General features: G+C 62.9%; 22 protein-coding genes and 1 tRNA gene. 10 read left to right on the forward strand and 13 right to left on the reverse strand.

Translation table 11 applies throughout. The features are described from left to right. Positions 1-350: 350 nt before the first annotated feature. Positions 351-584 carry a helix-turn-helix domain-containing protein gene (locus ACVOLO_RS02825; RefSeq protein WP_481568759.1) on the forward strand — a complete coding sequence of 78 codons (234 nt, stop codon included), beginning with the start codon at positions 351-353 and terminating at the stop codon, positions 582-584. After that, positions 568-1,743: a helix-turn-helix domain-containing protein gene (locus tag ACVOLO_RS02830; RefSeq protein ID WP_481568760.1), complete on the forward strand. Its 1,176-nt coding sequence runs from the start codon at positions 568-570 to the stop codon at positions 1,741-1,743. Before ACVOLO_RS02825 ends, ACVOLO_RS02830 begins: the two co-directional genes overlap by 17 nt. Here ACVOLO_RS02830 and ACVOLO_RS02835 read toward each other — a convergent pair. Then, positions 1,721-2,557 carry a DNA-methyltransferase gene (locus ACVOLO_RS02835; protein WP_481568761.1) on the reverse strand — a complete coding sequence of 279 codons (837 nt, stop codon included), beginning with the start codon at positions 2,555-2,557 and terminating at the stop codon, positions 1,721-1,723. The genes ACVOLO_RS02830 and ACVOLO_RS02835 overlap by 23 nt on opposite strands. A gap of 434 nt (positions 2,558-2,991) precedes the next feature. Next, a complete protein-coding gene (locus ACVOLO_RS02840) occupies positions 2,992-4,407 on the reverse strand; it encodes a M28 family peptidase (RefSeq protein ID WP_481568762.1) in 1,416 nt (471 codons plus the stop codon). Positions 4,408-4,720: 313 nt separating this feature from the next. Here ACVOLO_RS02840 and ACVOLO_RS02845 point away from each other — a divergent pair, with 313 nt between their 5' ends. Continuing rightward, entirely contained in the window at positions 4,721-5,674 is a 954-nt protein-coding gene (locus tag ACVOLO_RS02845; RefSeq protein WP_481568763.1) for a hypothetical protein, read from the forward strand. Between the two features lie 66 nt (positions 5,675-5,740). On the opposite strand, the gene mscL is transcribed toward ACVOLO_RS02845, so the two are convergent. The 3 genes from mscL to ACVOLO_RS02860 form a co-directional block, all read right to left on the reverse strand. Then, positions 5,741-6,157 (reverse strand): large-conductance mechanosensitive channel protein MscL, encoded by a 417-nt coding sequence (gene mscL / locus ACVOLO_RS02850; protein WP_481568764.1) that lies wholly within the window; start codon positions 6,155-6,157, stop codon positions 5,741-5,743. 58 nt (positions 6,158-6,215) lie between these two features. Next, positions 6,216-6,920, reverse strand: coding sequence for a fumarylacetoacetate hydrolase family protein (locus ACVOLO_RS02855; RefSeq protein WP_481568765.1), 705 nt, complete (start codon positions 6,918-6,920; stop codon positions 6,216-6,218). A gap of 175 nt (positions 6,921-7,095) precedes the next feature. Continuing rightward, complete coding sequence (locus ACVOLO_RS02860) at positions 7,096-7,377, reverse strand: hypothetical protein (protein WP_481568766.1); 282 nt, start codon at positions 7,375-7,377, stop codon at positions 7,096-7,098. A gap of 175 nt (positions 7,378-7,552) precedes the next feature. Between ACVOLO_RS02860 and ACVOLO_RS02865 the strand changes: the two genes are divergently transcribed. Further along, the gene (locus ACVOLO_RS02865; protein ID WP_481568767.1) at positions 7,553-7,906 is read left to right on the forward strand and encodes a Rieske (2Fe-2S) protein; all 354 of its coding nucleotides are present in this window, start codon (positions 7,553-7,555) and stop codon (positions 7,904-7,906) included. Between the two features lie 10 nt (positions 7,907-7,916). Here the strand turns inward: ACVOLO_RS02865 and ACVOLO_RS02870 are convergent, their stop codons facing one another. The 5 genes from ACVOLO_RS02870 to thiS all read right to left on the reverse strand — a co-directional run bounded on the left by ACVOLO_RS02870 (position 7,917) and on the right by thiS (position 12,757). Beyond that, positions 7,917-8,591, reverse strand: coding sequence for a hypothetical protein (locus ACVOLO_RS02870; RefSeq protein ID WP_481568768.1), 675 nt, complete (start codon positions 8,589-8,591; stop codon positions 7,917-7,919). 138 nt (positions 8,592-8,729) lie between these two features. Then, positions 8,730-10,577: an SLC13 family permease gene (locus ACVOLO_RS02875; protein ID WP_481568769.1), complete on the reverse strand. Its 1,848-nt coding sequence runs from the start codon at positions 10,575-10,577 to the stop codon at positions 8,730-8,732. 212 nt (positions 10,578-10,789) lie between these two features. After that, on the reverse strand, positions 10,790-11,524 hold the full coding sequence (trmB, locus tag ACVOLO_RS02880) for a tRNA (guanosine(46)-N7)-methyltransferase TrmB (protein WP_481568770.1): 735 nt from the start codon (positions 11,522-11,524) through the stop codon (positions 10,790-10,792). Then, positions 11,524-12,318 carry a thiazole synthase gene (locus tag ACVOLO_RS02885; RefSeq protein WP_481568771.1) on the reverse strand — a complete coding sequence of 265 codons (795 nt, stop codon included), beginning with the start codon at positions 12,316-12,318 and terminating at the stop codon, positions 11,524-11,526. Before ACVOLO_RS02885 ends, trmB begins: the two co-directional genes overlap by 1 nt. Positions 12,319-12,556: 238 nt before the next feature. Next, positions 12,557-12,757, reverse strand: coding sequence for a sulfur carrier protein ThiS (gene thiS, locus ACVOLO_RS02890; RefSeq protein WP_481568772.1), 201 nt, complete (start codon positions 12,755-12,757; stop codon positions 12,557-12,559). 170 nt (positions 12,758-12,927) lie between these two features. Here thiS and ACVOLO_RS02895 point away from each other — a divergent pair, with 170 nt between their 5' ends. The 6 genes from ACVOLO_RS02895 to ACVOLO_RS02920 all read left to right on the forward strand — a co-directional run bounded on the left by ACVOLO_RS02895 (position 12,928) and on the right by ACVOLO_RS02920 (position 18,728). Beyond that, positions 12,928-14,718: an autotransporter outer membrane beta-barrel domain-containing protein gene (locus ACVOLO_RS02895; protein ID WP_481568844.1), complete on the forward strand. Its 1,791-nt coding sequence runs from the start codon at positions 12,928-12,930 to the stop codon at positions 14,716-14,718. 144 nt (positions 14,719-14,862) lie between these two features. Further along, positions 14,863-14,936: transfer RNA gene (locus ACVOLO_RS02900), tRNA-Gly, on the forward strand. A 176-nt stretch (positions 14,937-15,112) separates the two neighbouring features. Beyond that, entirely contained in the window at positions 15,113-15,988 is an 876-nt protein-coding gene (gene rimK / locus ACVOLO_RS02905; RefSeq protein ID WP_481568773.1) for a 30S ribosomal protein S6--L-glutamate ligase, read from the forward strand. Positions 15,989-16,199: 211 nt separating this feature from the next. Then, on the forward strand, positions 16,200-16,670 hold the full coding sequence (locus ACVOLO_RS02910) for a hypothetical protein (protein WP_481568774.1): 471 nt from the start codon (positions 16,200-16,202) through the stop codon (positions 16,668-16,670). Between the two features lie 53 nt (positions 16,671-16,723). Next, complete coding sequence (locus tag ACVOLO_RS02915; RefSeq protein WP_481568775.1) at positions 16,724-17,401, forward strand: response regulator transcription factor; 678 nt, start codon at positions 16,724-16,726, stop codon at positions 17,399-17,401. Next, positions 17,394-18,728 (forward strand): sensor histidine kinase, encoded by a 1,335-nt coding sequence (locus ACVOLO_RS02920; protein WP_481568776.1) that lies wholly within the window; start codon positions 17,394-17,396, stop codon positions 18,726-18,728. Before ACVOLO_RS02915 ends, ACVOLO_RS02920 begins: the two co-directional genes overlap by 8 nt. Before the next feature lie 240 nt (positions 18,729-18,968). On the opposite strand, the gene coaE is transcribed toward ACVOLO_RS02920, so the two are convergent. The 3 genes from coaE to ACVOLO_RS02935 all read right to left on the reverse strand — a co-directional run bounded on the left by coaE (position 18,969) and on the right by ACVOLO_RS02935 (position 21,830). Continuing rightward, complete coding sequence (coaE, locus tag ACVOLO_RS02925) at positions 18,969-19,586, reverse strand: dephospho-CoA kinase (protein ID WP_481568777.1); 618 nt, start codon at positions 19,584-19,586, stop codon at positions 18,969-18,971. A 110-nt stretch (positions 19,587-19,696) separates the two neighbouring features. Then, positions 19,697-20,563, reverse strand: a complete 867-nt coding sequence (locus ACVOLO_RS02930; RefSeq protein WP_481568778.1) for a prepilin peptidase — start codon at positions 20,561-20,563, stop codon at positions 19,697-19,699. A gap of 7 nt (positions 20,564-20,570) precedes the next feature. Next, positions 20,571-21,830, reverse strand: a complete 1,260-nt coding sequence (locus ACVOLO_RS02935; RefSeq protein WP_481568779.1) for a type II secretion system F family protein — start codon at positions 21,828-21,830, stop codon at positions 20,571-20,573. Positions 21,831-22,196 lie beyond the last annotated feature (366 nt).

Here is a 22,196-nt window from a genome sequence, read left to right on the forward strand (position 1 = left end):
TGCCTTCTCCCTTTTGTGCGATGAAGGCATGCGGCTTACGCACCATCGGCGCGTGCATGATCGAACCTCCCGTACGCAATGCGTGGCGCGCGAAGCGAGGTGCCCCGAAAGGGCGAATGAGGGCGCGCTGACTTTGTTTGGGATGGTGTCGGCGCGCCCGTCGGGCTTCCTGCGGCTTATTGGTTTGATCTGGCTTCGATGCCCATTTTCGAACCTCGCCAAGAGGGGGCGGAAGACACAAAGGAAAAGTCTCTTGCCGCGCCCTTCCTTGATCCACTGTTTCACAGTCGACCTGGAGTGATACTTATAGTCCGTGGAACTATCGTCATCATACTGCTCCAATGCCGGCCATGCCCAAGCATCACGATGACTTCCTGCAATGGTTCGGTGCCCGAGTCCGAGGACTACGGCAGCAGAAGGATTTGTCGCAAGAAGAACTCGCCCAGCTCGCCGGCATTGACCGCACCTACATAGGTGGAGTTGAGCGGGGTGAGCGGAATCTGAGCCTTCTGAACGTCAAGAGGCTTGCCGATGCGCTGGGCGTCGATGCAAAGGACCTCTTTGACGATGACTTCCAATTCTGAATATCTGACCCGGCTGCTTCAGCGGCTAAGCGCCTTTCGAGATGAGGCAAACCTCACCCCGGCACAGGTAGAGCAGCGCCTGATCCTTGGGCCTGGCTGGATTTCGGCAATCGAAGCCGGGACCATCCATCCTAGCTTGGACGTGATTGCATCGATGCTGTCGGTGTACGGCAGGAGTCTGAGCGATCTTGCCGAAGGCGCAACGGGAAGCGTGCCTCACATCAATCGGTCAATCTCGGCGCACGCTGCCGGAGACGACTTGGACATTCACTTCGCATATGCCGCCCATGACGCGGTGTATCGGCTTCCGCAGGCGACGCCTGATCGATTCACGGAAGTAGTCTTGGCGCTGAGGAATGGCTTGGCCCAGCTCAGCAGGCAAAGCGTCAGCGAGGAGCAAGAGAAGGCGATCAAGACAGAAAGCGTTGCCAGCGCATTTCTGAAGGCCGTCGAGCTATGGCCTGATGCCAATCCTTCGGACCTCTGGTGGTTCGTCGTTTATCGGGCTTATTGCGATCAGTACAACCATCCCTCTGAGCATTCGCGCCTCGACTTCACTCAGAGTTGGAAGCGAACGGGGGGCTGGGCACTGGAGCGAATCCTTGAGCGGCACTACGGTCCGGCGCTGGCAGCGCACGGCATCAACCTGGTAATCGCTGATGGTGAACGAAAGGTGCGGTTGCTCCAGAGCGTGAATGTTGGCCACCGCCTGGAAGCAGACAAGATGGATGTGCTGCTTACCGTCGGCACTGACGCAGGCGAGAAATTGATTGGGGTTGTGCACGTCAAAGCGAGCTTCGCAGAGCGGCGAACTGATGATGTGCCAATGAGCCAAGCTCTTGTTAAAGCGGGCTACATCTCACCGCTCTGGACAATGGACTGTAAAAGCGCCCCATCATCCCGCCCCACCAATCGAGGGGAGCTGGGTGCAACATTCGACGGCCAGGCTCCCGATCGGCGCAGCGCGAAGCGCAAGGACATCGAAGATGACGGCTTCTTTTCTGCCTGCTTTTCTTACAACAAGAACACGCTGCCCACGCCTGCTGGTTATCAAGCGCGCGCGCGTGTGCATGTTTGTAATTTCAAGGACCCCAACGATGCCTTTACGGCCTTCATCGTCACCGAACGACAGAGGGTCAGGGCAGCGCTAGGGATTTGATCTTTTCGGCTTCTTCGAGACGCCCGTTGGATGCCTGGACTTGTTCAGGGTCTATTTCAAAGCCGATGTAGGAACAGCCCAGCCGGAGAGCTGCAATTCCGGTAGTGCCTGAGCCCGAGAATGGGTCCAGGACAACCACGTCCTCACCCGCAAGGCCGTAGGCATCAATGCAACGGTAAGGCAACTCTTCTGGAAACCGGGAGAAGTGCTTGAGTCCGTCAATCCTTTCGTTGGCGAACTCCCACACGCTCTTGACTGGCGGCGTTACCCGAAAGTTGTGTCTCTCATCCTTGGTCAGCAGGTAAATCGGCTCGTGGTACCGATGAGGGCGGCGGCACCTTCCCTCAGGCATAGGATTCTTCTTGCGCCAGACTACTTCCCCGCGGAATAGATAGCCGCCATCACAAAGGCCCAAAAGAAGTCGATATGGGAGGGCAAGCAAGTTGCCGTACTGCAGCCAAGCGGTGTCCTTCTTGATGAACGCTTTGCGTTTCATACGAGGTTTTGTGTACGCGGAGTTGTGCGCGGCCAATCCGTTCTTTTCGTGCCCCAGGGTGCTGAACTGCCGGTCATCCTCCCGCCAATTCACGGGCGTGTTGTAGGCGTCGCCGATGTTGATCCAGACGATTCCCCCCGGCTTGAGTTTCGATAGGAGACTCATGAAGACATCAGTCAAGAATCGGATGTAATCGCGTGGGTCCTCTTCAACTCCTGTGCCTTGCGAATGCCGTTGCCCCCAATAAGGAGGGCTGGTTACCACGATGTCGATTGAATTGTCAGGAAGCTGGGGAATCAGCTCAAGGCAATCGCCCATGTGAGCTTTGTTAAGTTGAAATGGTCCCACTGTCATTCTGGGAGTCTCGAAAATGGAACTCATAGTCATCATACATGGGGGGCGAGGCTGCGACAACGACAACACGGCTGCACCAGGGGGAGCTTGTGCATCCGAGCCTGATCATGGATACGTGGTCGCGCAAGATCGTGGGTTGGAGCGTTGATGAAACGCTGTAGACAAGGCAGGTTGCGTAGGCCTTGCAGATGGCACTGAAAGGCTGCAAAGGGCGACATCAGCTGATCCATCAGCCTGATCGCGGCATCCCATAACGTCGAGCGCCCGCATCTGCTTCTGGAAATGAAAACGCCCGATGCAGTGCACCGGGCGTCCATGGCCGCCTGAGGGCGGCCGGTTGTCTGCTGCAGGTGTCAATCTATTGCAGGACGGGTTACACGCAGAACAGCGCGCAGCCATCACTCCTTCGGCGGCACCACATCCTTGGCTTCACTGCCGAAGCTGCCTTCCGACTCCGCCGCCAGGTAGGCGAACACCGTGTATGCGGCCACGTTCTGCGCCAGCGCCTTGGGGTCGATCTTGTCCAGGGTGTCGTCCGGGGTGTGGTGCAGGTCGAAGTAGTCGGTGCCGTCCTGTGCCAGCCATGCCCAGGCACCGCCCTTGGCGGCCAGCGGGCTGACGTCGGGGCCGGGGCCGCCTTCGTTGGCACGGTATTCGATGCCCAGCGGCGCCAGCGCTTCGCCGATCTGGCGGGTCGCCTGGCGCGATGCATCCGGGTTGCCCGAGCCGGTGTTGAACGCATAGATGCGCCCGGCACCGAAGTCGCTTTCTGCGGCGATGTGCTGCTGCACGATCTCGCCAGCCTGTGCGCGGGCAGCGGCATAGGCCTTGCCGCCGTGCAGGCCTTGTTCCTCGTTGGCGAAGGCGATCACGCGGATGGTGCGCTTGGGGGCCTGCTTGAGCTGGCCGATCAGGTGGCCGGCGGCCATGGTGATGCCGATACCTGCACCGTCATCAATGGCGCCAGTGCCCAGGTCCCACGAATCCAGATGCCCGCCGATGACGACAACTTCCTGGGGCAGGCTGCGGCCGGTGATTTCACCGATCACGTTCTGCGAGGTGTAGCTGCCATCCCAGCCGCAGTCCAGTGCGATGCGGATGCGGGTGCTGCCGCGTGCGATCAGGCGGTTGAGCTGGTCGGCATCCGGGCCGGACAAGGCCGCAGCGGGTACCGGCGTCAGGCCTTCATCAAAGCGGGTGATGCCGGTGTGCGGCATGCGGTGTGAGTCGGTGCCGGCCGAACGCATGATGTAGCCGATGGCGCCTTTGCGGATCGCTTCGGATGGGCCGCGGCTGCGCACGGTGCCGCCGATGCCGTAGTCCTCGCCGCTGCGGCTGCGGGTCATGGTGAAGTCGACGTAGGCAATCTTTCCGGTCAGCGAGCCTTCCGGCGCCGCCTTCAGTGCGTCCAGGCCTTCAAAACGCACCACTTCGGCTTCCACCGTGCCTGCGGGGCTGCCGCCCAGCGCGGTGATGGTCAGTGGCTGCGGGTGCGCGCCAAGCACGGCGGCGTACTCGCTGCGGCGCTCCCACTTCGGAAAGGTGACCGGCTCGGTCCATACCTTGTCAAAGCCCAGTGCCTTGAACTTGGCCTTGGCCCACTCCACCGCGCGTGCGTCGGCTTCGCTGCCGGCCATGCGCGGCCCGATTTCGGTGGTCAACGATTCCACCACCTGCCAGCCGGTGTTGTCGGCCAGCGCCTGTTCGCGCAGCTGAGCGGCGGTGTTCATGGCGGTATCGGGGATACGCGTGTCGGCTGCACCGGCCGAAGCGCAGAGCAACAAGGTGGCAAGGGCGAGGGCAGTGCGGCGCATCTGATCGACTCCGGTGGTGGTCAGGCGACTTTATCAGCGGCTGTTGGGTTGGCCATGTGCCAGTTGGTATGGGCCAACGAAAAGTTGCATGGAAATGGCACATGGCCAGTGCTCGCGAAGGCGGATGCAGCTACCGCGCGGCAAGTGCGAAAAACGGCCCGAAACCCGGCGGAATTCGGTATCAGGACATGATTTTTCGCGCTTTCCGCCGCGTGATATCGCTTGGGTACACGTAGCTGGACGTTGTTGCCAATCCGGTGGCAAGCAAAGGAAGGATTCGATGATGAGAAGGACGTTCCGTACAGCAAGGGCGATGTTGGCAATGGCAGCCGTGTCGGCTGGCGTATCGGCGCAGGCACAGTCGCTTGAAGATCTGCGTTTTACCGGGCCGCTGCTTACCGCCAGCGCCAGCGCGCAGCCACCAGGGACGCTGTTCATTCAGCCCTATCTGGTCCACACCCGCACTTCGGGGAGTTACGACAACCGCGGGGATCGGCACACCAATGCGGTGCGCAGCCGCGATTCAGCGCTGAGCGTAATCCTGGGATATGGCATCAGTGAGCGCCTGAGTGGTGAGCTCTCGGTCAATGGTGGCCATGCATCGGTGGGGCGGGCGCATAGCGATGGTGTGCGTCTGGGTGATGGCGCGCTGCGGCTGAAATATGTACTGCGGCCCGGTGATGCGCTCAGCAGCAAGATGACGATCAGCACGATGTTGAGCCAGTCGTTGCCCACCGGGCGCCATGATCAACTGGGTGACAATGTCCTCAATGGGCGTGGCAGTGGCAGTCATGGTCAGGGGATTTCACTGCTGGGCCAACAGGTGCTGTGGCTGCCCAATGGTCGTCCGCTGCGTTGGCGCTGGCAGACCCGGTGGGCGCCAGCGCCCGGCAATGTAGCGATCCGCGACAGCAGTGTGTACGGCACCGACGCCGGCTTCAGGGGCCGGGCGCGGCTGGGTGATGGCTACGGCGCGCAGTTGGCGCTGGAGTACAGCATCAATCGCAAGTGGGCATCAGCGGTTGACCTGACCGCCAGCCGCACCGGCCGCACTGCGCTCCATGGCACCGGGCTGGATGCCGATGGGGAGCGGGTCACGTTGAAACAGGTGGGGGCGAGCAGTCGCAGCTACAGCATTGCTCCGGCGGTGGAGTACATCATCAGTGACAACGCCGGCGTGCTGGCAGGGGTGCAGGCATCGCTGCCGGGTGGCCGCAACAGTGCCGCCCGTGTCAGCCCGATGGTGTCGATGGCGGTGTTGTTTTAACCGTCTGCGCGGGAAAACAGAACGGCCAGGCGTTGCACGTCTGGCCGTTGCGTTGGCGCCGGTGGCTCAGCGCTTGTTGAGGCCGTCGCGGATTTCGCGCAGCAACAGCACTTCTTCGCTCGGCTCGGCCGGTGCTGCCGGCTCCTCGGCCTTCTTGCGCGAGAGCTTGTTGAGCACCTTGATCAGCATGAAGATCGCGAAGGCGACGATGATGAACTGGATGAGCGTGTTGATGAAATCGCCGTAACCCAGCACTACCGCCGGGATCTCCTTGCCGTCGGCACCGAGCCGGGCAGGTGCGAGTTCCCAGGCCAGGCTGGAGAAATCGACATTGCCGATCAGCAGGCCAATCGGCGGCATGATCACCTTGTCCACCAGCGAGGTGACAATCTTGCCGAACGCGCCGCCGATCACGACACCGACCGCCAGGTCGATGACGTTGCCGCGCATGGCGAATTCCTTGAATTCGCTGATCATTCCCATGTGTTACTCCTGAGTCTGCATGTGGGTGAGCCGCCGCAGCGTACTCCAGTGGGTGTCATCAGGCGATCACGCCGGTGCAGCGGGCGAGCTCGCCCAGGCGTGCATCGAAACGATCCCCCGGTTGCAGCGCGGCCACGCCTGCCGGCGTGCCCATGAACACAAGGTCGCCGGCGCGCAGTGTGTACAGCTTGGACAGCTCGTGCAGGATGTCGGCCACGTTCCAGATCATCTGGTCCAGCGTGGCACGCTGCCGCAGCTGGCCGTTGACCTCCAGCGACAGCAGCAGCGGCGACAGCTCGCCCACCTGGTCTGCCGGCACCAGTGTGCTGAGCGGGGCAGAGTGGTCAAAGCCCTTGGCGATATCCCACGGGCCGCCCTTGGCCTTGGCTGCGGCCTGCAGGTCGCGGCGGGTCAGGTCCAGGCCGACGCCATAGGCCAGCACCAGCGCCATCGCATCTTCAGTGGCGAGCACGCCAGCCGGTGCATCCTTGCCCAGCGCGACCACCAGTTCGACTTCGTGGTGCAGATCGGCTGTCCCGGATGGATACGGTACGGCTGCATCACCAATGACCACGGCATCGGCGGGCTTCAAGAAGAACATTGGCTGGCCGCGCTCGGCAGCGGACGCCGGTGCGGAGGCGCCCATCTCGCGGGCATGATCGGCAAAATTGCGGCCCACGCAGTAGATGCGGTGTACCGGGAAGGTGCCGCCGCCGGCCACCGGGACGCGGGGCTGGGGCAACGCTGGGATCAGATCGGTCATGTTGGTGTCCGCAGTGAAACGACGGAAGAGTCTAGCGGATCAGTGCATCCGCCCCGTGACACACGGACGGAAACGCGAGCGGCCACGGCAGCGCCCAAACGAAAGATCCCGCACATGGCGGGATCTGGATGTTGCCCCACCTGCTGCAGGGCGATGGAGGCTTCGACAGCCGTGCTTACTGCGCCTGCGGCAATGCTGCCTTGCGGACCACGCGGTATTCGGCATCGACGATGTTCGGATCTGCCTTGCGGACGGCGCGGGCCTTGCGCGAGGCCAGCAGCTTCCAGCCCAGGCCGACAAGAATCATGGCCGCGCCGACAAACACGCCTGCCACGATCAGTACCGCCAGGATCGCCAGGCCGAGCAGGCCAAGGGCAATACGAACCAGCGGATTGCGCGGCTTGCGCGGCGCGAACAGGTTGCGGAGTTTGGAAAACTGGGCGTAGTGGATATGCATGAAGATCGGGTGACAGTGTGTCTGCGAAGGAGTATCGGTGGCGGTGCGGTCCCATGCGTGAAGTTGTCGTTAAATTTTGTCCACTTAGCGGTCAGCGCGGCCGTTGGGTCATGCTTCGTCCATGTAGTTGACACACGCATGCGACAATCATCGGCCTGATGACTGCGGTGTTCCAATGACCACGATTCCGACCCCCGAAACTGAATTGGCGCGGCTCGATGCGGTGCCGGATCAGGGCTTCCACGCCGTGACTGCCGTGGTTGATGGCGATGCGGAAACGCTGGTGCTGTACCGCGACGGTGAGCAGGTGCGCGCCTGGTTGAACGTCTGCCCGCATGCCGGGCGCGCGCTGGACTGGGCGCCCGGGCAGTTCCTCAAGAGCCGCGAAGGCCATCTTGTCTGTGCCGTCCACGGCGCTGCCTTTGAGCTGCAGGGCGGCATCTGCGTGGCCGGTCCCTGCCGGGGCGATGCACTGCGTGCGGTGCCGGTATGCGTCCGTGATGGCGTGGTGTTGCTCGACGCGGGTTGAGGCGTGGGCCTTAGCCCTTGCTTGGCAGCGGATAAACCCGGGTAATCGGGCAGCCAAAGAACTCCGAGCCGATGGCTGACTGCATCTGTGGGCGGATCATCCGTTCATCGATCACGCCGTTGACCAGGGTGGGTTGCGAGCGTCCCAGCTTCAAATGGTCACCGGGGTGACCACAGACCATGCCGATGCCCAGTTTCGAGACCAGCGTAAGGCTTTCTGCGTTGGTCAGGTCGCCGCAGGAGCTGCCAAGTTCCAGCCGATAGTAACGATTGCCGCCTGAGCGTCTGGGGGAGACTTCGACAATCAGGCCTTCCGGATCTTCACTCCAGCTGCGGACGTTCCGGGTGGAGACGCAATAGTCGCTCGTACCGCGAAAGCCGCGCGCCTGCTGGCCCTGGACCTGTAGGGCCTGCAGGGTTGTGGTGGCGCGTTGCCGCAACAGGTCCGCATAGGCGGCGGCATCCATGGGCATGACTGCGGCAATCGGGCAGGTCTGCTCGCCCACCCGCAGGGAATCACCGGCGGCACCGCAGATCCAGCCACCTGCACCGCGCAATGACAGGCCTTGCCGGGGCGGCGCGCAGTCATGTGCCAAGGTGAGCTGGAAACGCTGCCCATTGCTCAGGCGCATCGCGACAGTACGTGGATCAATCGCATGGGCATCGGTGACCAGATGGGCAGCCATGCAATGCGGTGAAGGAGGTTCTGCGGCGTGGGCCGTCAAAGCGGCAGCGCAAATGGCAATGGCCGACAACAGGCACTTCATGTGGTTCACCCTGCATCCTGCGCTGTGGCGATATCGGCCAGTGTAGGCCGACCGGGCTCAGAACATGAGGTTGATCATCACCACGACGACGAGCGTGTAGAGCAGCGACAACGGCCCGGCGACGCGCCACATCTCGCGCGGGGTGTACTTGGCCGGGCCCATCGCCATCGAGATGACCGGGTTGGACGCGGTCATCAGGTTGTTGGAGGCCGACAGCGCCACGATCAACGCAAATGCGGTGGGGTTGCCGCCGGCGGCCAATGCCAGGTTGACCGCGATGGGCACCATCACGATGGTCGCGCCCACGTGGCTGATCACCAGCGAGAAGGCGGTGGTCAGCAGGGCCAGGGCGATTTCCAATACCCAGACCGGGATGCCGGCCGGCAGCTTGTCGATGGTGTGGCCGGCGATCCATGCGGCCGCGCCGCTGCTGTCCATTGCCCAGCCCAGCGGAATCAGGCCGGCCATCATGAAGATGGTTTTCCAGTTGATCGCCGCATAGGCCTCATCCATGCGCAGCACGCCCGTCAGCAACATGCCGGCCACGCCGGTGAGCAGGGTCAGCGCGACCGGCAGGTGCGAGGTCAGCGCGATGATGATGGTGATGGCGAAGATCGCCATGGCGATCTTGAACTTGTGTGGGCGTTGCTCGCCCTTCGGGTAATCGGTGACCACCACGAAATCACGGCTTCCCGCCGCGGCGGCCAGGTCCTGCCAGATGCTGTGGAACACCAGCATGTCGCCGGCACGCAGCGGCGTATTGCGCACGTCCTCGCGGATGACCTGCTTGTCGCGGTTGATGGCCAGCAGGCTGATGCCGCGCTCCTTGCGCAGGCGCAGTTCACCGGCGGTCTTGCCGATGATCTTCGAGGTGGGGGGAATGACGGCTTCGGAAATACCGGCACGGGCCGGATTGAACAGGTCGCCCAGCTGCTTCAGGCGCGAGGACATGCGCAGGAACTGGTTCTGTGCGAAGTCGGAAACCTGTTGGCGCGGGCCCATCACCCCCAGCGCACTGCCCACCCAGATGCGCATGTCCGCCGGGGGCGACAGGCGTGTGTCATCGCCGGTTTTCAGCGCAAGGAACAGCGGCGCATCAAACAGGTTTTCGGCCTCGCCGACGGTCATGCCGACCAGCGGGCTTTCAGCGGTGACCAGCAGCTCGAACACGTCGCCTTCAATGCCATAGGCCTTGGCGAAGTAGCTTTCCGTGCGCGCCGGTGCCTGGCCGTCCTCGCTCGCGCCTTCCTCTTCCTGCAGCTTGCGGCTGCCGTAGAAGCGGAAGTAGAGCAGCGACGCGACCAGCAGCGCCACGCCGATCGGCAGCGGCGCGAACATGCGCAATGGCTCGATGGTCGCAGTGCCGGAGGGCAGGTTGTTGTTGGCCGATACCAGCAAGTCGTTGAGCAGGATCAGCGGTGAGTTGCCGACCATGGTCAACGCACCGCCCATCACAATGGCCGCGGAAATCGGCAGCAGCAGGCGTTTGAGCGTGAGTGCGGTGCGCGAGGCCAGACGCGAGGCGACCGGCAGGTACAAGGCCATCACCGACGGGTTCTGCATGAACGAGGAGTTCAAGCCGGCAGTGGCGGTGGTCAACAGCAGCAGCCGCTGCTCAAGGCCGTGCGAACGCCGCAGCAACCAGCCGGCAAGACGGTTCAGCGCGCCGGTGCGGTCCAGCCCGGCACCGAGGATGGTGGTGGCGATGATGCTCATCACCGCGTTGCCGGAGAAGCCGCCGAAAATTTCCTCCGGCGCGATCAAGCCGGTGACGCCCAGCACCACCATCACCACCAACGCAACTACGTCGGCACGGATGCGCTCGAACAGGAACATCGCCATCGTGAAACCGACCAGCCCGAGAACGAGCTTCATGTCGGTTGTCAGCGTCAGCGCGGTATCCATCAGAGCGGGGATTCGGCAGTGGGGATTGGGGATTCGTTGAAGCCGGTCAGCCTGGACGGCAGGGTTCGCTGGCGAGCGGTGGCAGAAGGACGCGCGAGGCCAAACTCAGCTTGCACGCCGATGAGCGCGTTTGATGATTCGTTTCTGCTGGAAAGTGAAGTAGCCATTGCACCTTACGCTTTTACGAATCCCGAATCCCGAATCCCGAATCCCTAGCCCCTGTCATACACCAGATCCCAGACGCCATGCCCCAGTTTCTGGCCGCGGGTCTCGAAGTGGGTCTGTGGGCGCCAGTCCGGGCGGGGCACGCTGCCGCGCGGGCCGGCGCGGTTGACCAGGCCGGCCGTGGCATCGAGCACTTCCCACATCTGCTCGGCATAGTCTTCCCAGTCGGTGGCGCAGTGCAGGCGCCCGCCAATGCGCAGTTTGCGTACCAGCAGGTCGGCAAACGCCGGCTGCACCAGGCGGCGCTTGTTGTGGCGCTTCTTGTGCCAAGGATCGGGGAAGTAGATGCGCACTTCGTCCAGTGCGCCGTCGGCGATTTCCTTCTCCAGCACTTCCACCGCGTCGTGGTGGTAGAGCTTGACGTTGTCGGCACCGTCATCGGCCAGTGCATTGAGCAGGCGGCCCACGCCGGGGGCATGCACTTCGATGCCGATGTAATCCTTGGAGGTGTCGAACTGCGCGGCATAACGCAGCGCGGCGCCGTTGCCGAAGCCGATTTCCAGCACCTTGGGTGCGCTGCGGCCGAAGGTGGCGTCCAGGTCACGCGGCTGGCCGTTGTAGTCGATGCCGAAGCGCGGCCAGCGTTCGTCGAACGCGCGCTGCTGGGCGGGAGTAAAGCGGCCCTGGCGCAGCACGAAGCTGCGCACTTCGCGGCGGCCTTCGGTCACGGTGAAGGGCTTGGGCGGGGCCTTGGAACCGGCGCTGTCGAAAGGATTGGTCATCAGCCGATCAACCCATCCACCGGCGAGGATGCGCTGGCGTAACGCTTGCGCGGAATGCGCCCGGCCAGGAAGGCCTCGCGGCCGGCTTCCACGGCCTTGCGCATGGCGCTGGCCATCAGCACCGGGTTGCGGGCGCCGGCGATGGCGGTGTTCATCAGTACGCCGTCGCAGCCCAGCTCCATGGCAATGGCAGCATCGGAAGCGGTGCCGACGCCGGCATCGACGATGATCGGCACCTTGGCGTTTTCGATGATCTCGATCAGGTTGTACTTGTTCTGGATGCCCAGGCCCGAACCGATCGGCGCGGCCAGCGGCATCACCGCAGCGCAACCGATCTCTTCCAGGCGCTTGGCCAGGATCGGGTCATCGGAGGTGTAGACCATCACGTCGAAGCCGTCCTTGACCAGCTGTTCGGCGGCTTTGAGCGTGGCCATCACGTCCGGGTACAGGGTTTTCTGGTCGCCCAGCACTTCGAGTTTGGTCAGGTTGTGGCCGTCCAGCAGCTCACGGGCCAGGCGGCAGGTGCGCACGGCATCTTCGGCGGTGTAGCAGCCGGCGGTGTTGGGCAGGATGGCGTAGCGGTCCGGCGGCAACACGTCCAGCAGATTGGGTTCGCCCGGGTTCTGGCCAATGTTGGTGCGGCGGATCGCCACGGTGACGATCTGGGCGCCAGCGGCCTCGGTGGCCAGGCGGGTTTCTTCCAGATCCTTGAACTTGCCGGTGCCGGTCAGCAGTCGGGAGGAATAGGTTTTGCCGGCAATGACCAGCGAATCGGTGGGAGCAGTTGCGTTCATGCCGCGAATTATCACCCATCACGGCGGCCTGTAGTGCCGGGCCATGTTCGGCAAAGGCTTGCCGGGCAGTGTCTGGATGCCACGCGGCTGGCTTGATGGGCCTGGTCATCAGTGCGGTGCGGTTGCTCGTTGTGTGCGCTGAAGGGCAAGGAGCAACGGCGCGCGGCAGGCAGGGCCCGGGGATTTCCTTGCATTGCCGGTGCTGTGGTTTGCGTCGCCGCCGGCACCGTGATGAGGCTCAGCCGCCGCCCAGCGCGTGGACGATCTCCACGGTATCGCCATCGTTCAACTGGTACTGGCCGTGGCGGCTGCGCGGCACGATCTCGTTGTTGACCTCCACTGCCACGCGGCGCTCGGCAAGGCCTTCGGCAGCCAGCAGTTCGATCACGGTCATGGGGGCGGGAAGGGGGCGGGTTTCGCCGTTGAGCTGGATGTTCATTGGGCCATTTTGGCCAGCGCGGCAGGAAAAGCCCAGCCGCGATGCGGCGGCGCAGCGTGTGCCTCTTACGGCGGAATGAAAAACTAACACCGTTCGGGGGCGTATGCGCCGCCGTTTTCCCACGTCAGGAGTTCCCCATGTCCCTTGTTTCCCGTCCATTGTGTTCGGCGTTGGCCGTTGCGCTCTCCTTGGCTGCTGTGCCGGCCATGGCGCAGTCGCCGTTTTCCAAGACCGTGTTCTTCGGCGACAGCCTGACCGATACCGGGCACTTCCGCCCGGTGCTGCAGAAGCTCGACCCGAATGCGGCGATGGTGGGCCGTTTCACCACCAATCCTGGCTGGGTGTGGTCGGATTATCTGGCCAAGCACTACGGCACCAATGCGCTGCCCAATGGCAACGGCCAGGGCGGGGACAACTACGCCGTCGGCGGCGCCCGCGTGGGCGTGGATGAGATGGGGCCGCTCGGGCCGACGCCGTCGCTGAAGACCCAGGCAGCAGGCTATCTGGCCGCCAATGGCGGCAAGGCCGACGCCAGTGTGCTGTACACCGTATGGGGCGGGCCGAACGATCTGTTCGCTGCGCAGAAGGTGCCTGCGGCACAGGCGCCAGCCATCATTGGTGCGGCGGTGATGGACCAGGTCACCCTGGTGGGCACTCTGAAAGCAGCCGGTGCCCAGTACATTCTGGTGCCCAACTTGCCGGATATCGGCCTGACCCCGGACGCGCGTGCCGGCGGTGCAGCGGGCATGGCCCAGGGCACGGCCGTGGCCAAGCTCTACAACGATGCACTGTACGGCGGGTTGAAGCAGGCAGGCATCGACTTCATTCCGCTGGATACCTTCACCATCCTGCAGGAAATCGTGGCCGCCCCGGCTGCCTATGGCTTTACCAATGTCAGTGACAAGGCCTGCAGCTCGGTTTCTTCGCTGACCTGCACCCAGCGGGACTTCACCGCGCCCAACGCGGGCAATACCCATGTGTTCGCCGACGGCGTGCACCCAACCACCGCCGCCCACCAGATTCTGGGGGAGTACGCCATTTCGGTGCTGGAGGCTCCGCGCTTCCAGCAGATATTGAGCCACTCGGCACAGACCACCGGCCGCGCCCGTGCCGACCAGGTGGGCATGCATGTGGCCGGCCGCCCGGACGACGGCTTGGCCTGGTGGGGCAGCCTGCGCGGCGACATACAGCGTTACGCCCACGCCGACCTGTACGACGGCATGGCTCCGGCAGGCCTGTTCGGTGTGGATTGGACGCGTGATGGCCTGGTGTTGGGCGGCTTCGCCGGTTACGGCCGCATGGATGCCGATTTCGGCAACAGCAAGGGCGACTTCACCCAGGACGACACCACCCTGGGCCTGTTCGCCGGCTGGTATGGCGACCGGGCGTGGGTCAATGGCCAGCTCAGCTACAGCTGGTTGAGCTATGACGTGACCCGCAAGGTCCAGCTCGGCCCGGCCACCCGCGAGCACACTGGCTCGCCGGACGGCAGCAATTTGACCGCTGCAATCAACGCCGGCTACGAATTCGGCCAGCAGGGCGGCTTCCGTCATGGCCCGGTGGCTGCGGTCATCTGGCAGAAGGTCAAGCTCGATGGCTATACCGAGAGCAACCGCAGCGCCACCGCGCTGGGTTATGGCGACCAGGATGTGGATTCCACTGTTGGCCGCGTTGGCTGGCAGGCCCGCTTCGACGGCGGCACCGTGCAGCCGTATGTACAGGTGACCTACGACCACGAGTTCGAGGACGGCAAGCAGGCCAGCGCGTGGTTGCAGACCGTGGCCGACGTGGGCAGCTACAAGGTGCCGGGCCTGAAGTTCGACCGCGACTACGCCACGGCTGTTGTGGGAGCCCGTTTGAACCTGTGGGGCTTGAACAGCAACATCGGTGTGAGCACCACCACGATGCAGAAGTCCGCACGGGACGCCACGCTGTTTGCCAGCTTCAGCGGCGGTTTCTGAGCGGCAGCGGTGCAGGGCCACAGGTAGCAGGCCCCGGGGAAAGGCAGCGGCGATCGCTGCCTTTTCCAGTTTGCCCCTGCGGATGATTCAGACGCAGTAACGCTTGCCCGCAATGGCCTGCGCCGCATAGACTTGCCACGCTGTGCGGGTGTAGCTCAATGGTAGAGCAGAAGCTTCCCAAGCTTACGACGAGGGTTCGATTCCCTTCACCCGCTCCAACGCTGCAATCGATCCCCTGCGCTCGGCGCCATTGGCCCGCGTTCTCCGGCCGTAATCCCTTCCCGTGGTGACGCTGAACCCTCCGCTCCGGCGGTGTCATGGTCATGCCCGGGATCTTCGTCCGGGCCTGCCTGCGGCACGTTATGCTGCGCGCCTCCCGCCCGGCACCGCCGCGATGAAACTCGCCATTCTTTCCCGCAACAGCAAACTTTATTCCACCCGGCGCCTGGTTGAAGCCGGTAGAGCCCGCGGACACACGGTGCGGATCCTCGACCCGCTGCGCTGCTACATGCGGATCACCGCCAGTGGCTTCAGCATGCATTACAAGGGCAAGCCGCTGGCGGGCTTCGATGCGGTCATTCCACGCATTGGCGCCTCGGTGACCCGGTACGGCACGGCGGTGCTGCGTCAGTTTGAAATGATGGGCGCGCGCACGCCCAATCCTTCCGATGCGATCCTGCGCGCACGCGACAAACTGCGGGCACACCAGATACTTGCGGCCAAGGGCATTGCCATGCCGGTGACCGTATTCGGTGACAACCCGGACGACACCGACGACCTGCTGTCCATGCTCGGGCCACCGCCGCACGTGGTGAAGCTCAGCGAGGGCACCCAGGGCAGGGGGGTGATCCTCACCGAGAAGTTGAGTGCATCCAAGGGAACGGTTGAGGCCCTGCGCGGGCTGTATGCCAATTTCCTGGTGCAGGAATTCATTGCCGAGGCGCAGGGCGCCGACCTGCGCTGTCTGGTGGTGGGAGACCGGGTGGTGGCAACCATGCGCCGGCAGGCCCAGGAGGGAGATTTCCGCTCCAACCTGCATGCCGGCGGCACGGCCGATGCGGTGGTCTGCAGCAAGGCCGAGCAGCAAGTGGCAGTGCGTTCGGCACGGGCGCTGGGCCTGGGGATCGCAGGTGTGGACCTGATCCGCTCCCGGCGTGGCCCGTTGGTACTGGAGGTCAATTCAACCCCGGGGCTGGAGGGCATCGAGGGCGTCTCAGGAGGGGACGTGGCCGGGCAGATGATCGAATACGTGACTCAACTCAAGCGCTGAGGCCGGGCTGCCAATTTGTTTGCATGGATTTAACAAGCCTTTAATTGCCCTGGCATTAGCCTGTTTCCACTGTACCCAGCCCTCCTCAGTGGGTCCGGTGATCGGGAATTCTTATGGCCCTGGCGGTTTTCGCCAGGGCCTTGTTTTTTGCTTCTTGCCTGAGAGGGGCGGGGCTCGGTAGAGTCCGCCTTTCATCTACAAAGGAATGGGTATGTCCGCAAAGTCGTTCATGATTGTCCTGGCAGCGTTGTTCGTATCCGCTTCCGCTACGGGGGCCCCGAAGGCTCCAGCGTTGCAGGAGGGCATACCGTTCTCTCAACAGAAGCAGCAGATTCTCAAGGACTTGGCCGAAGGACAGACTTACAGCGAGATCACTTTTGAGGATCAGCGGCAGGTGGTGTCGGCTTTGGATCTTATTGCGGAAAAGCTGGGTAACACCGGCGATGGTGCTCTGTCCGAGGCGGATAAGTTGCTCGTCTTCAACGAGCAGGAGCGCGTAAATGCATTGCTGGACAAGGCGCGGGAAGATAGTCGCCTGATCTGCAAGCGCGAACGGCCGGTGGGCAGCAATCGTCCTCAGAACATCTGCATCACGGTGGCTCAGCGCCGGGAAGCTCGCGAAAGTGGTACGGATGCCATGCGGAATATGTATCGTTCGCAAACCCGGGATGGCGTGAATTAAGGCATTTTGATTCACGATGCGCGTTTAAGTCAGCAGAATAAATAGAGGTTCATGTGCGCATTCTTGTAATCGAAGACAACAGCGACATCGCGGCCAACCTCGGGGACTACCTCGAGGATCGCGGCCATACGGTGGATTTCGCCGCCGATGGCGTCACTGGTCTGCATCTGGCCGTGGTGCATGATTTCGATGCGATCGTGCTCGATCTCAACCTGCCGGGCATGGACGGCATCGAGGTCTGCCGCAAGTTGCGCAACGATGCGCGCAAGCAGACGCCGGTCTTGATGTTGACCGCGCGCGATTCGCTGGATAACAAGCTGGCCGGGTTTGATTCCGGCGCGGATGACTACCTGATCAAGCCGTTCGCGTTGCAGGAAGTGGAAGTGCGCCTCAATGCGCTGTCGCGGCGCGGCAAGGGCGCGCATACGCGTGTTCTGGAAGTCGGTGAACTGGAATACAACCTGGACACGCTGGAAGTGCGTCGTCAGGCCAAGCTGCTGCAGCTCAATCCCACCGCGCTGAAGATACTGCAGGCGCTGATGGAGGCCTCGCCGGCCGTGGTGACACGCCAGGAACTGGAAACCCGTGTGTGGGGTGAGGAACTGCCGGACTCCGATTCGCTGCGTGTGCATATCCACGGGCTGCGTGCGGTGGTCGACAAGCCGTTCGAGGCGCCGATGATTCAGACCCGCCACGGCATCGGCTATCGCATCTGCGCTCCCGATGCCTGAACCTGCATTGCCTGGGGCGGTCCGAAAGCGGGGGCGTTATCGGCGCCGCCTGCGCAGCCGCATCATCGTTTCCTTCGTGCTGTTGGGCTTCTGCCTGACGGCACTTTTTGCGTTTGCGACGAACTGGGCGCGGCAGCGGGTGGAGAACCAGCTGGTCGAAGACGTGATGAACCGGAATATCAACGAGTACGCGCGTCGATATGCGATGGATCCCAGTCGCAATCCGGACCTTCCTCTGCAGCAGATGCGAGCGCGGCTGATCAAGCCGGACAAGTTTGAAGCACTGCGTGGCGAAGAGCCGGACTGGTATGAATTCCAGGACGGAATCCACGGATTGTCGGGCGTCGACGAGCAGGGCAATTCCTTCTCTTACAAGTTGGCGGTGCGCAAGACACCCGACGCCTGGTTTTTCCTTGCGTATGACATGACCGACAGTATCCGCGGTGAGCAGCAGCTCAAGCGGGCACTGCTGCTGTCGGTGATTTTCTTCAGCGTGTTGTCATGGGTGTTGGGCTGGTGGTCTGCATCACGTGTGATGCGTCCGGTTTCGGATCTGGCTGCACGCCTGCGGGCCTTTCGTGGTGGCAACACCCATCCGGAGCCCTTGGCACCACGCTTCCCCGACGACGAAGTCGGGCAGTTGGCCGAAGCCTTGGATGATTACTCGACGCGGCTGACGGAAGTGGTCCAGCGCGACCGCGAATTCAACGCCGATGTCAGCCATGAGCTGCGCACGCCGCTTGCGGTGATTCGTGGCGCAACAGAGCTGCTGCTGGCGCGACCGGGGCTGGATGAAAAGGTGCTGCAGCGTTTGCAGCGTATCCAGCGTGCCGAGCAGCAGTGCAGTGATCTGATCGGCTCGTTGCTGTTGTTGTCCCGCAACGAGCGGGGGCAGGGCAGCAGCAATGTGGCGCGGGTCGCCGAGCAATTACTGGAATCACACCGCGCTCAATTGGGCGGCAAGCCGCTGGAGCTGGCGCTGGAAGGTGAGCGGGATCTTGTGGTCGAGGCGCCGGAAGCAGCCCTGTCAGTGGCGCTTGGGAACCTGATCGGCAATGCGGTGAAGTATTCCCAGGAAGGGCGGGTGTTGGTGCGGGTGGGCACGGGGGCGGTGGAGGTGATCGATACCGGCCCAGGTCTGAGCGAGAAAGATGCTGCCAGCCTGTTCCAGCGTGGCTATCGCGGCACGCACGCAGGCCATTCGCAGGGCGGCGGCATCGGCTTGTCCATCGTCAGCCGGCTATGCACGCTCTATGGGTGGCAGGTCAGCATCCGTCCGGGTGAGGAGCGTGGTGTGGTTGCGACGCTGACGTTCACCCCGGGCTGATCGTGTTTCAGCGGGTTGCGTCGGCCGCGAAGCAAGTGCGAGCTGGAACGATTGATCGCATTGGTATCGCTAAAAAGCCAGCAGAGCCGAAGAGCAGGTGCGCCGGAAAGCACCACTGCAAGTCAGAGATGTGGAAAGCCAGAATCACAGAAGACCCGACGCGGCGGAAATGCAGCCACTTTCCCTTCTCCCGCATGCGGGAGAAGGTGGCGCGCAGCGCCGAATGAGAGGGCTTCCCGCTCAGCCTTTCCCGGCAGCCAATTCCCGGTAACGCAGATCCAGTGCTTCGATATGTGCCTGCAATTGCTCCGGGTGGCCATCGTTGACGATTACATCGTCGGCCAATGCCAGGCGTTGTTCGCGGCTGGCCTGGGCCTGGATCATGCGGTTGGCCAGTTCGGTATCAATGTTGTCGCGGCGTAGCAGACGTGCGTGCTGGATGGCTTCGGGTGCGTCAACCACCAGGATGCGATGCAGCCACGGATACGCCGCGCTTCCGCCCGCTTCCGTCAGCAGCGGGATCGCCGCGATTGCGTAAGGGCTTTCGGCGGTTTCACAGATTTCCCGCACGCGTGCGCGGATGGCAGGGTGGGTGATGGCTTCCAATGCCCGCCGTTGTTCCGCGTCAGCAAAGATGCGCTGACGCAACCACGCGCGGTCCAGGTTGCCATCGTCCTGCAGGACAGCGGCACCGAATCGTTCGGCGATCTGGGCGAGTGCCGAGCTGCCCTTGGCCACGACTTCGCGCGCTGCGATATCCGCATCGGCCACGATGATCCCAAGTGCCTCAAAGCGACGGCTGACTTCACTCTTGCCTGAGGCAATACCGCCAGTAAGGCCAACGATGAAAGTGCTCATGGGCGGGCCAGGAATAGGGGCGAGGGATTTTCAGCAGTACCGAGCACATGCTCGGCAAGGGTTTTCCGCTGTAGGGCGGAGCATGGCTCCGCTCTACAGTGCGGCGTTGCTCAAGGCTGGAGGCCGGCCAGGCGCATATAGCCACCAATCATCTGGTCGCCCCACATGAAGACCAGCCAGCCGGCGATGGCCAGGTAGGGGCCGAATGGAATGGGGGTAGCGCGGTCGCGGCCACGCGAATACAGCCAGATCGAGCCGACGATGGCGCCCACCAGCGAGGACAGCAGGATGATCGGCAGAATGCCTTTCAGTCCACACCACGCGCCGAGCGCCGCCAGCAGTTTGAAGTCGCCGTGGCCCATGCCTTCCTTGCCGGTGAGCTGTTTGAACAACCACCACACCGTCCATAGCGACAGATACCCCACGGCCGCGCCGATCAATGCCGGCTTGGCCGGCATGTACAGGTTGTCCATGCTGCCGATCAGGCCCAGCCACATCAGCGGCAAGGTGAGCTGGTCGGGCAATAGTTGCGTGCGCAGGTCAATGCCGGACAAGGCCACCAGGAAGCAGCTCAGCACAATCGCGCCAAAGCCTTGCCAGCCGAAGCCGAACTGCCACACGCTGGCCAGCACCATCAAGGCGGTGACCAGTTCCACGAGCGGGTACTGCAGTGAGATCGGCGCCTGGCAATGCCGGCACTTGCCGCGTTGGATCAGCCAGCTGAACAGCGGAATGTTCTCGTACCAGCTCAGTTTGTGCTTGCAGTGCGGGCAGTGCGAGGGCTCGACCACGATCCCCGGCGGTGGTGGTTCATAGATATCCGGCTCGCCGAGGATTTCGCGGGCATCGCGCTTCCATTGCCACTCCATGCGCTTGGGCAGGCGTAGGATCACCACATTCAGGAAACTGCCGATCAGCAGCCCCAGCGCCGCCGCTGCGGGATAGCCAATGGCGGTGTGCTGGTCGAGAAATGCCATGCGTCAATTATCCAACTGTAGAGGCGAGCTTGAAGATAGGCAGGTACATGCCCACCACCATGCTGCCGACGACCACACCGATGAACACCATGATCAACGGTTCGAGCAGGCTGGTGAGCGCATCCACGGAGTTGTTCACTTCCTGCTCGAAGTATTCGGCCACCTTGAACAACATGGTGTCCAGGGCGCCGGCTTCCTCACCGATGGCGGTCATCTGTACCACCATGTGCGGGAAGATGTTGACCTGCTTCATCGCCATGTTGACCGGGTAGCCCACCGAGACATCGTCCCGCATGCGAAGAACCGCTTCTTCATAGACCTTGTTGCCGGTAGCGCCCGCGACGATGCCAAGCGCCTCCACCAGGGGTACGCCCGCCTTGAATGTCACAGCCGTGGTGCGTGCAAAACGCGCAATGGAGCTGTTGTGCATGATCTGGCCAATGACAGGGACCTTGAGGATCAGGCGGTCCATCATCTCCTGCATCTTTGGTGTGCGCTTGTAGGCGAAGATCGAGCCACCGACCACGCCGATCACCACCAGCAGGATTGCCCACCACCAGCCAACCATGAAGCGTGAAGCAGCCACGATCATCTGGGTGAAGACGGGCAAGTCGGTACCAAAGCTCTTGAAGATGTCTTCAAACTGCGGCACCACCCAGATGAGCAGCACCGAGCTGACCATCAGTGCCACCGCGATCACCATGGCGGGGTAGAACAGCGCCTTCTTGATCTTCCCCTTCAGGGTCTCAAGGTTTTCCTGATAGTTGGCGATGGTCTCCAGCACCGTTTCCAGCACACCAGCACCTTCGCCGGCGCGGACCAGGTTGCGATACAGCTCATCGAACTGGACCGGGTGCCTGCTGATGGCCTCGTAGAGCGAGGAGCCGCCTTCCAGGTCGGCGCGGATCGTGCCCACCAGCTTGGCCATGCGCGGGTTCTTGTGGCCGCTGCCAATGATCTCCAGGGCGCTGACGATAGGCACGCCGGATTTCATCATCGTCGCCATCTGGCGGCTGAAGAAGGCAATGTCCTTGGGCTTTACAGGCTTGCCGGCAGAGCCGAACAGTGGCTTGGGCTTGGGTTTGACCACCGTCGGGGTGATGCCCAGGCGGCGCAACTCTGCCCTGAGCAGGTTGACGTTCCTGGCGTCCTGCTCGCCTTTCATCTTCACGCCGCGCTTGTCTGTTCCCTCCCAGACAAACGGTTGCATCTGGCTGGTGCTGCGCCCAGCAGTCTCTTTATTGATCGCGTTACGGGTAACGGCCACTCTTCACTCTCCCCGTCCGGCCATCCCCAGGCCAGACAACAGCCGCATGGTAGCTGGTCAGGCGGCTGTAGGCACAGCCCGGCAATGAGCTTTGGCGGCACGGGTCACATCAGTGGTCAGGCCGGGAGCGGCAAGCGATCCATCCGCGCACCAGGGTGGCCGTCCGGGAGGCTCTGGCTGCCGGACTGCCTCGCGCACATCAAGCATTTGGTAGGAGCGGCCTCGGCCGCGAAGCGCTGAGAGGGTGCAGGCTGCACAGAACCTGCAATTGCAGGTATCCCGTCTGCCATTGCATTGCCAGCTTCGCGGCCGAGGCCGCTCCTAACGTCTTGAGCCGGCGCCACCCGATCTGTGGTGGGCCCGTTC

Source organism: Stenotrophomonas sp. STEN056 (assembly GCF_056759635.1).

Excerpts from the sequence above, each read along its gene's own strand:
- thiS (WP_481568772.1), bottom strand. The coding sequence starts at position 12,757 with ATGAACATCCAGCTCAACGGCGAAACCCGCCCCCTTCCCGCCCCCATG.
- ACVOLO_RS02825 (WP_481568759.1), top strand. The coding sequence starts at position 351 with ATGCCCAAGCATCACGATGACTTCCTGCAATGGTTCGGTGCCCGAGTC.
- coaE (WP_481568777.1), bottom strand. The coding sequence starts at position 19,586 with ATGAGCACTTTCATCGTTGGCCTTACTGGCGGTATTGCCTCAGGCAAG.
- ACVOLO_RS02870 (WP_481568768.1), bottom strand. The coding sequence starts at position 8,591 with ATGGCTGCCCATCTGGTCACCGATGCCCATGCGATTGATCCACGTACT.
- ACVOLO_RS02875 (WP_481568769.1), bottom strand. The coding sequence starts at position 10,577 with ATGGATACCGCGCTGACGCTGACAACCGACATGAAGCTCGTTCTCGGG.
- ACVOLO_RS02835 (WP_481568761.1), bottom strand. The coding sequence starts at position 2,557 with ATGGGCGATTGCCTTGAGCTGATTCCCCAGCTTCCTGACAATTCAATC.
- ACVOLO_RS02865 (WP_481568767.1), top strand. The coding sequence starts at position 7,553 with ATGACCACGATTCCGACCCCCGAAACTGAATTGGCGCGGCTCGATGCG.
- ACVOLO_RS02930 (WP_481568778.1), bottom strand. The coding sequence starts at position 20,563 with ATGGCATTTCTCGACCAGCACACCGCCATTGGCTATCCCGCAGCGGCG.
- ACVOLO_RS02830 (WP_481568760.1), top strand. The coding sequence starts at position 568 with ATGACTTCCAATTCTGAATATCTGACCCGGCTGCTTCAGCGGCTAAGC.
- ACVOLO_RS02845 (WP_481568763.1), top strand. The coding sequence starts at position 4,721 with ATGTTGGCAATGGCAGCCGTGTCGGCTGGCGTATCGGCGCAGGCACAG.
- ACVOLO_RS02885 (WP_481568771.1), bottom strand. The coding sequence starts at position 12,318 with ATGAACGCAACTGCTCCCACCGATTCGCTGGTCATTGCCGGCAAAACC.
- ACVOLO_RS02840 (WP_481568762.1), bottom strand. The coding sequence starts at position 4,407 with ATGCGCCGCACTGCCCTCGCCCTTGCCACCTTGTTGCTCTGCGCTTCG.
- mscL (WP_481568764.1), bottom strand. The coding sequence starts at position 6,157 with ATGGGAATGATCAGCGAATTCAAGGAATTCGCCATGCGCGGCAACGTC.
- ACVOLO_RS02855 (WP_481568765.1), bottom strand. The coding sequence starts at position 6,920 with ATGACCGATCTGATCCCAGCGTTGCCCCAGCCCCGCGTCCCGGTGGCC.
- trmB (WP_481568770.1), bottom strand. The coding sequence starts at position 11,524 with ATGACCAATCCTTTCGACAGCGCCGGTTCCAAGGCCCCGCCCAAGCCC.
- ACVOLO_RS02910 (WP_481568774.1), top strand. The coding sequence starts at position 16,200 with ATGTCCGCAAAGTCGTTCATGATTGTCCTGGCAGCGTTGTTCGTATCC.
- ACVOLO_RS02860 (WP_481568766.1), bottom strand. The coding sequence starts at position 7,377 with ATGCATATCCACTACGCCCAGTTTTCCAAACTCCGCAACCTGTTCGCG.
- rimK (WP_481568773.1), top strand. The coding sequence starts at position 15,113 with ATGAAACTCGCCATTCTTTCCCGCAACAGCAAACTTTATTCCACCCGG.
- ACVOLO_RS02920 (WP_481568776.1), top strand. The coding sequence starts at position 17,394 with ATGCCTGAACCTGCATTGCCTGGGGCGGTCCGAAAGCGGGGGCGTTAT.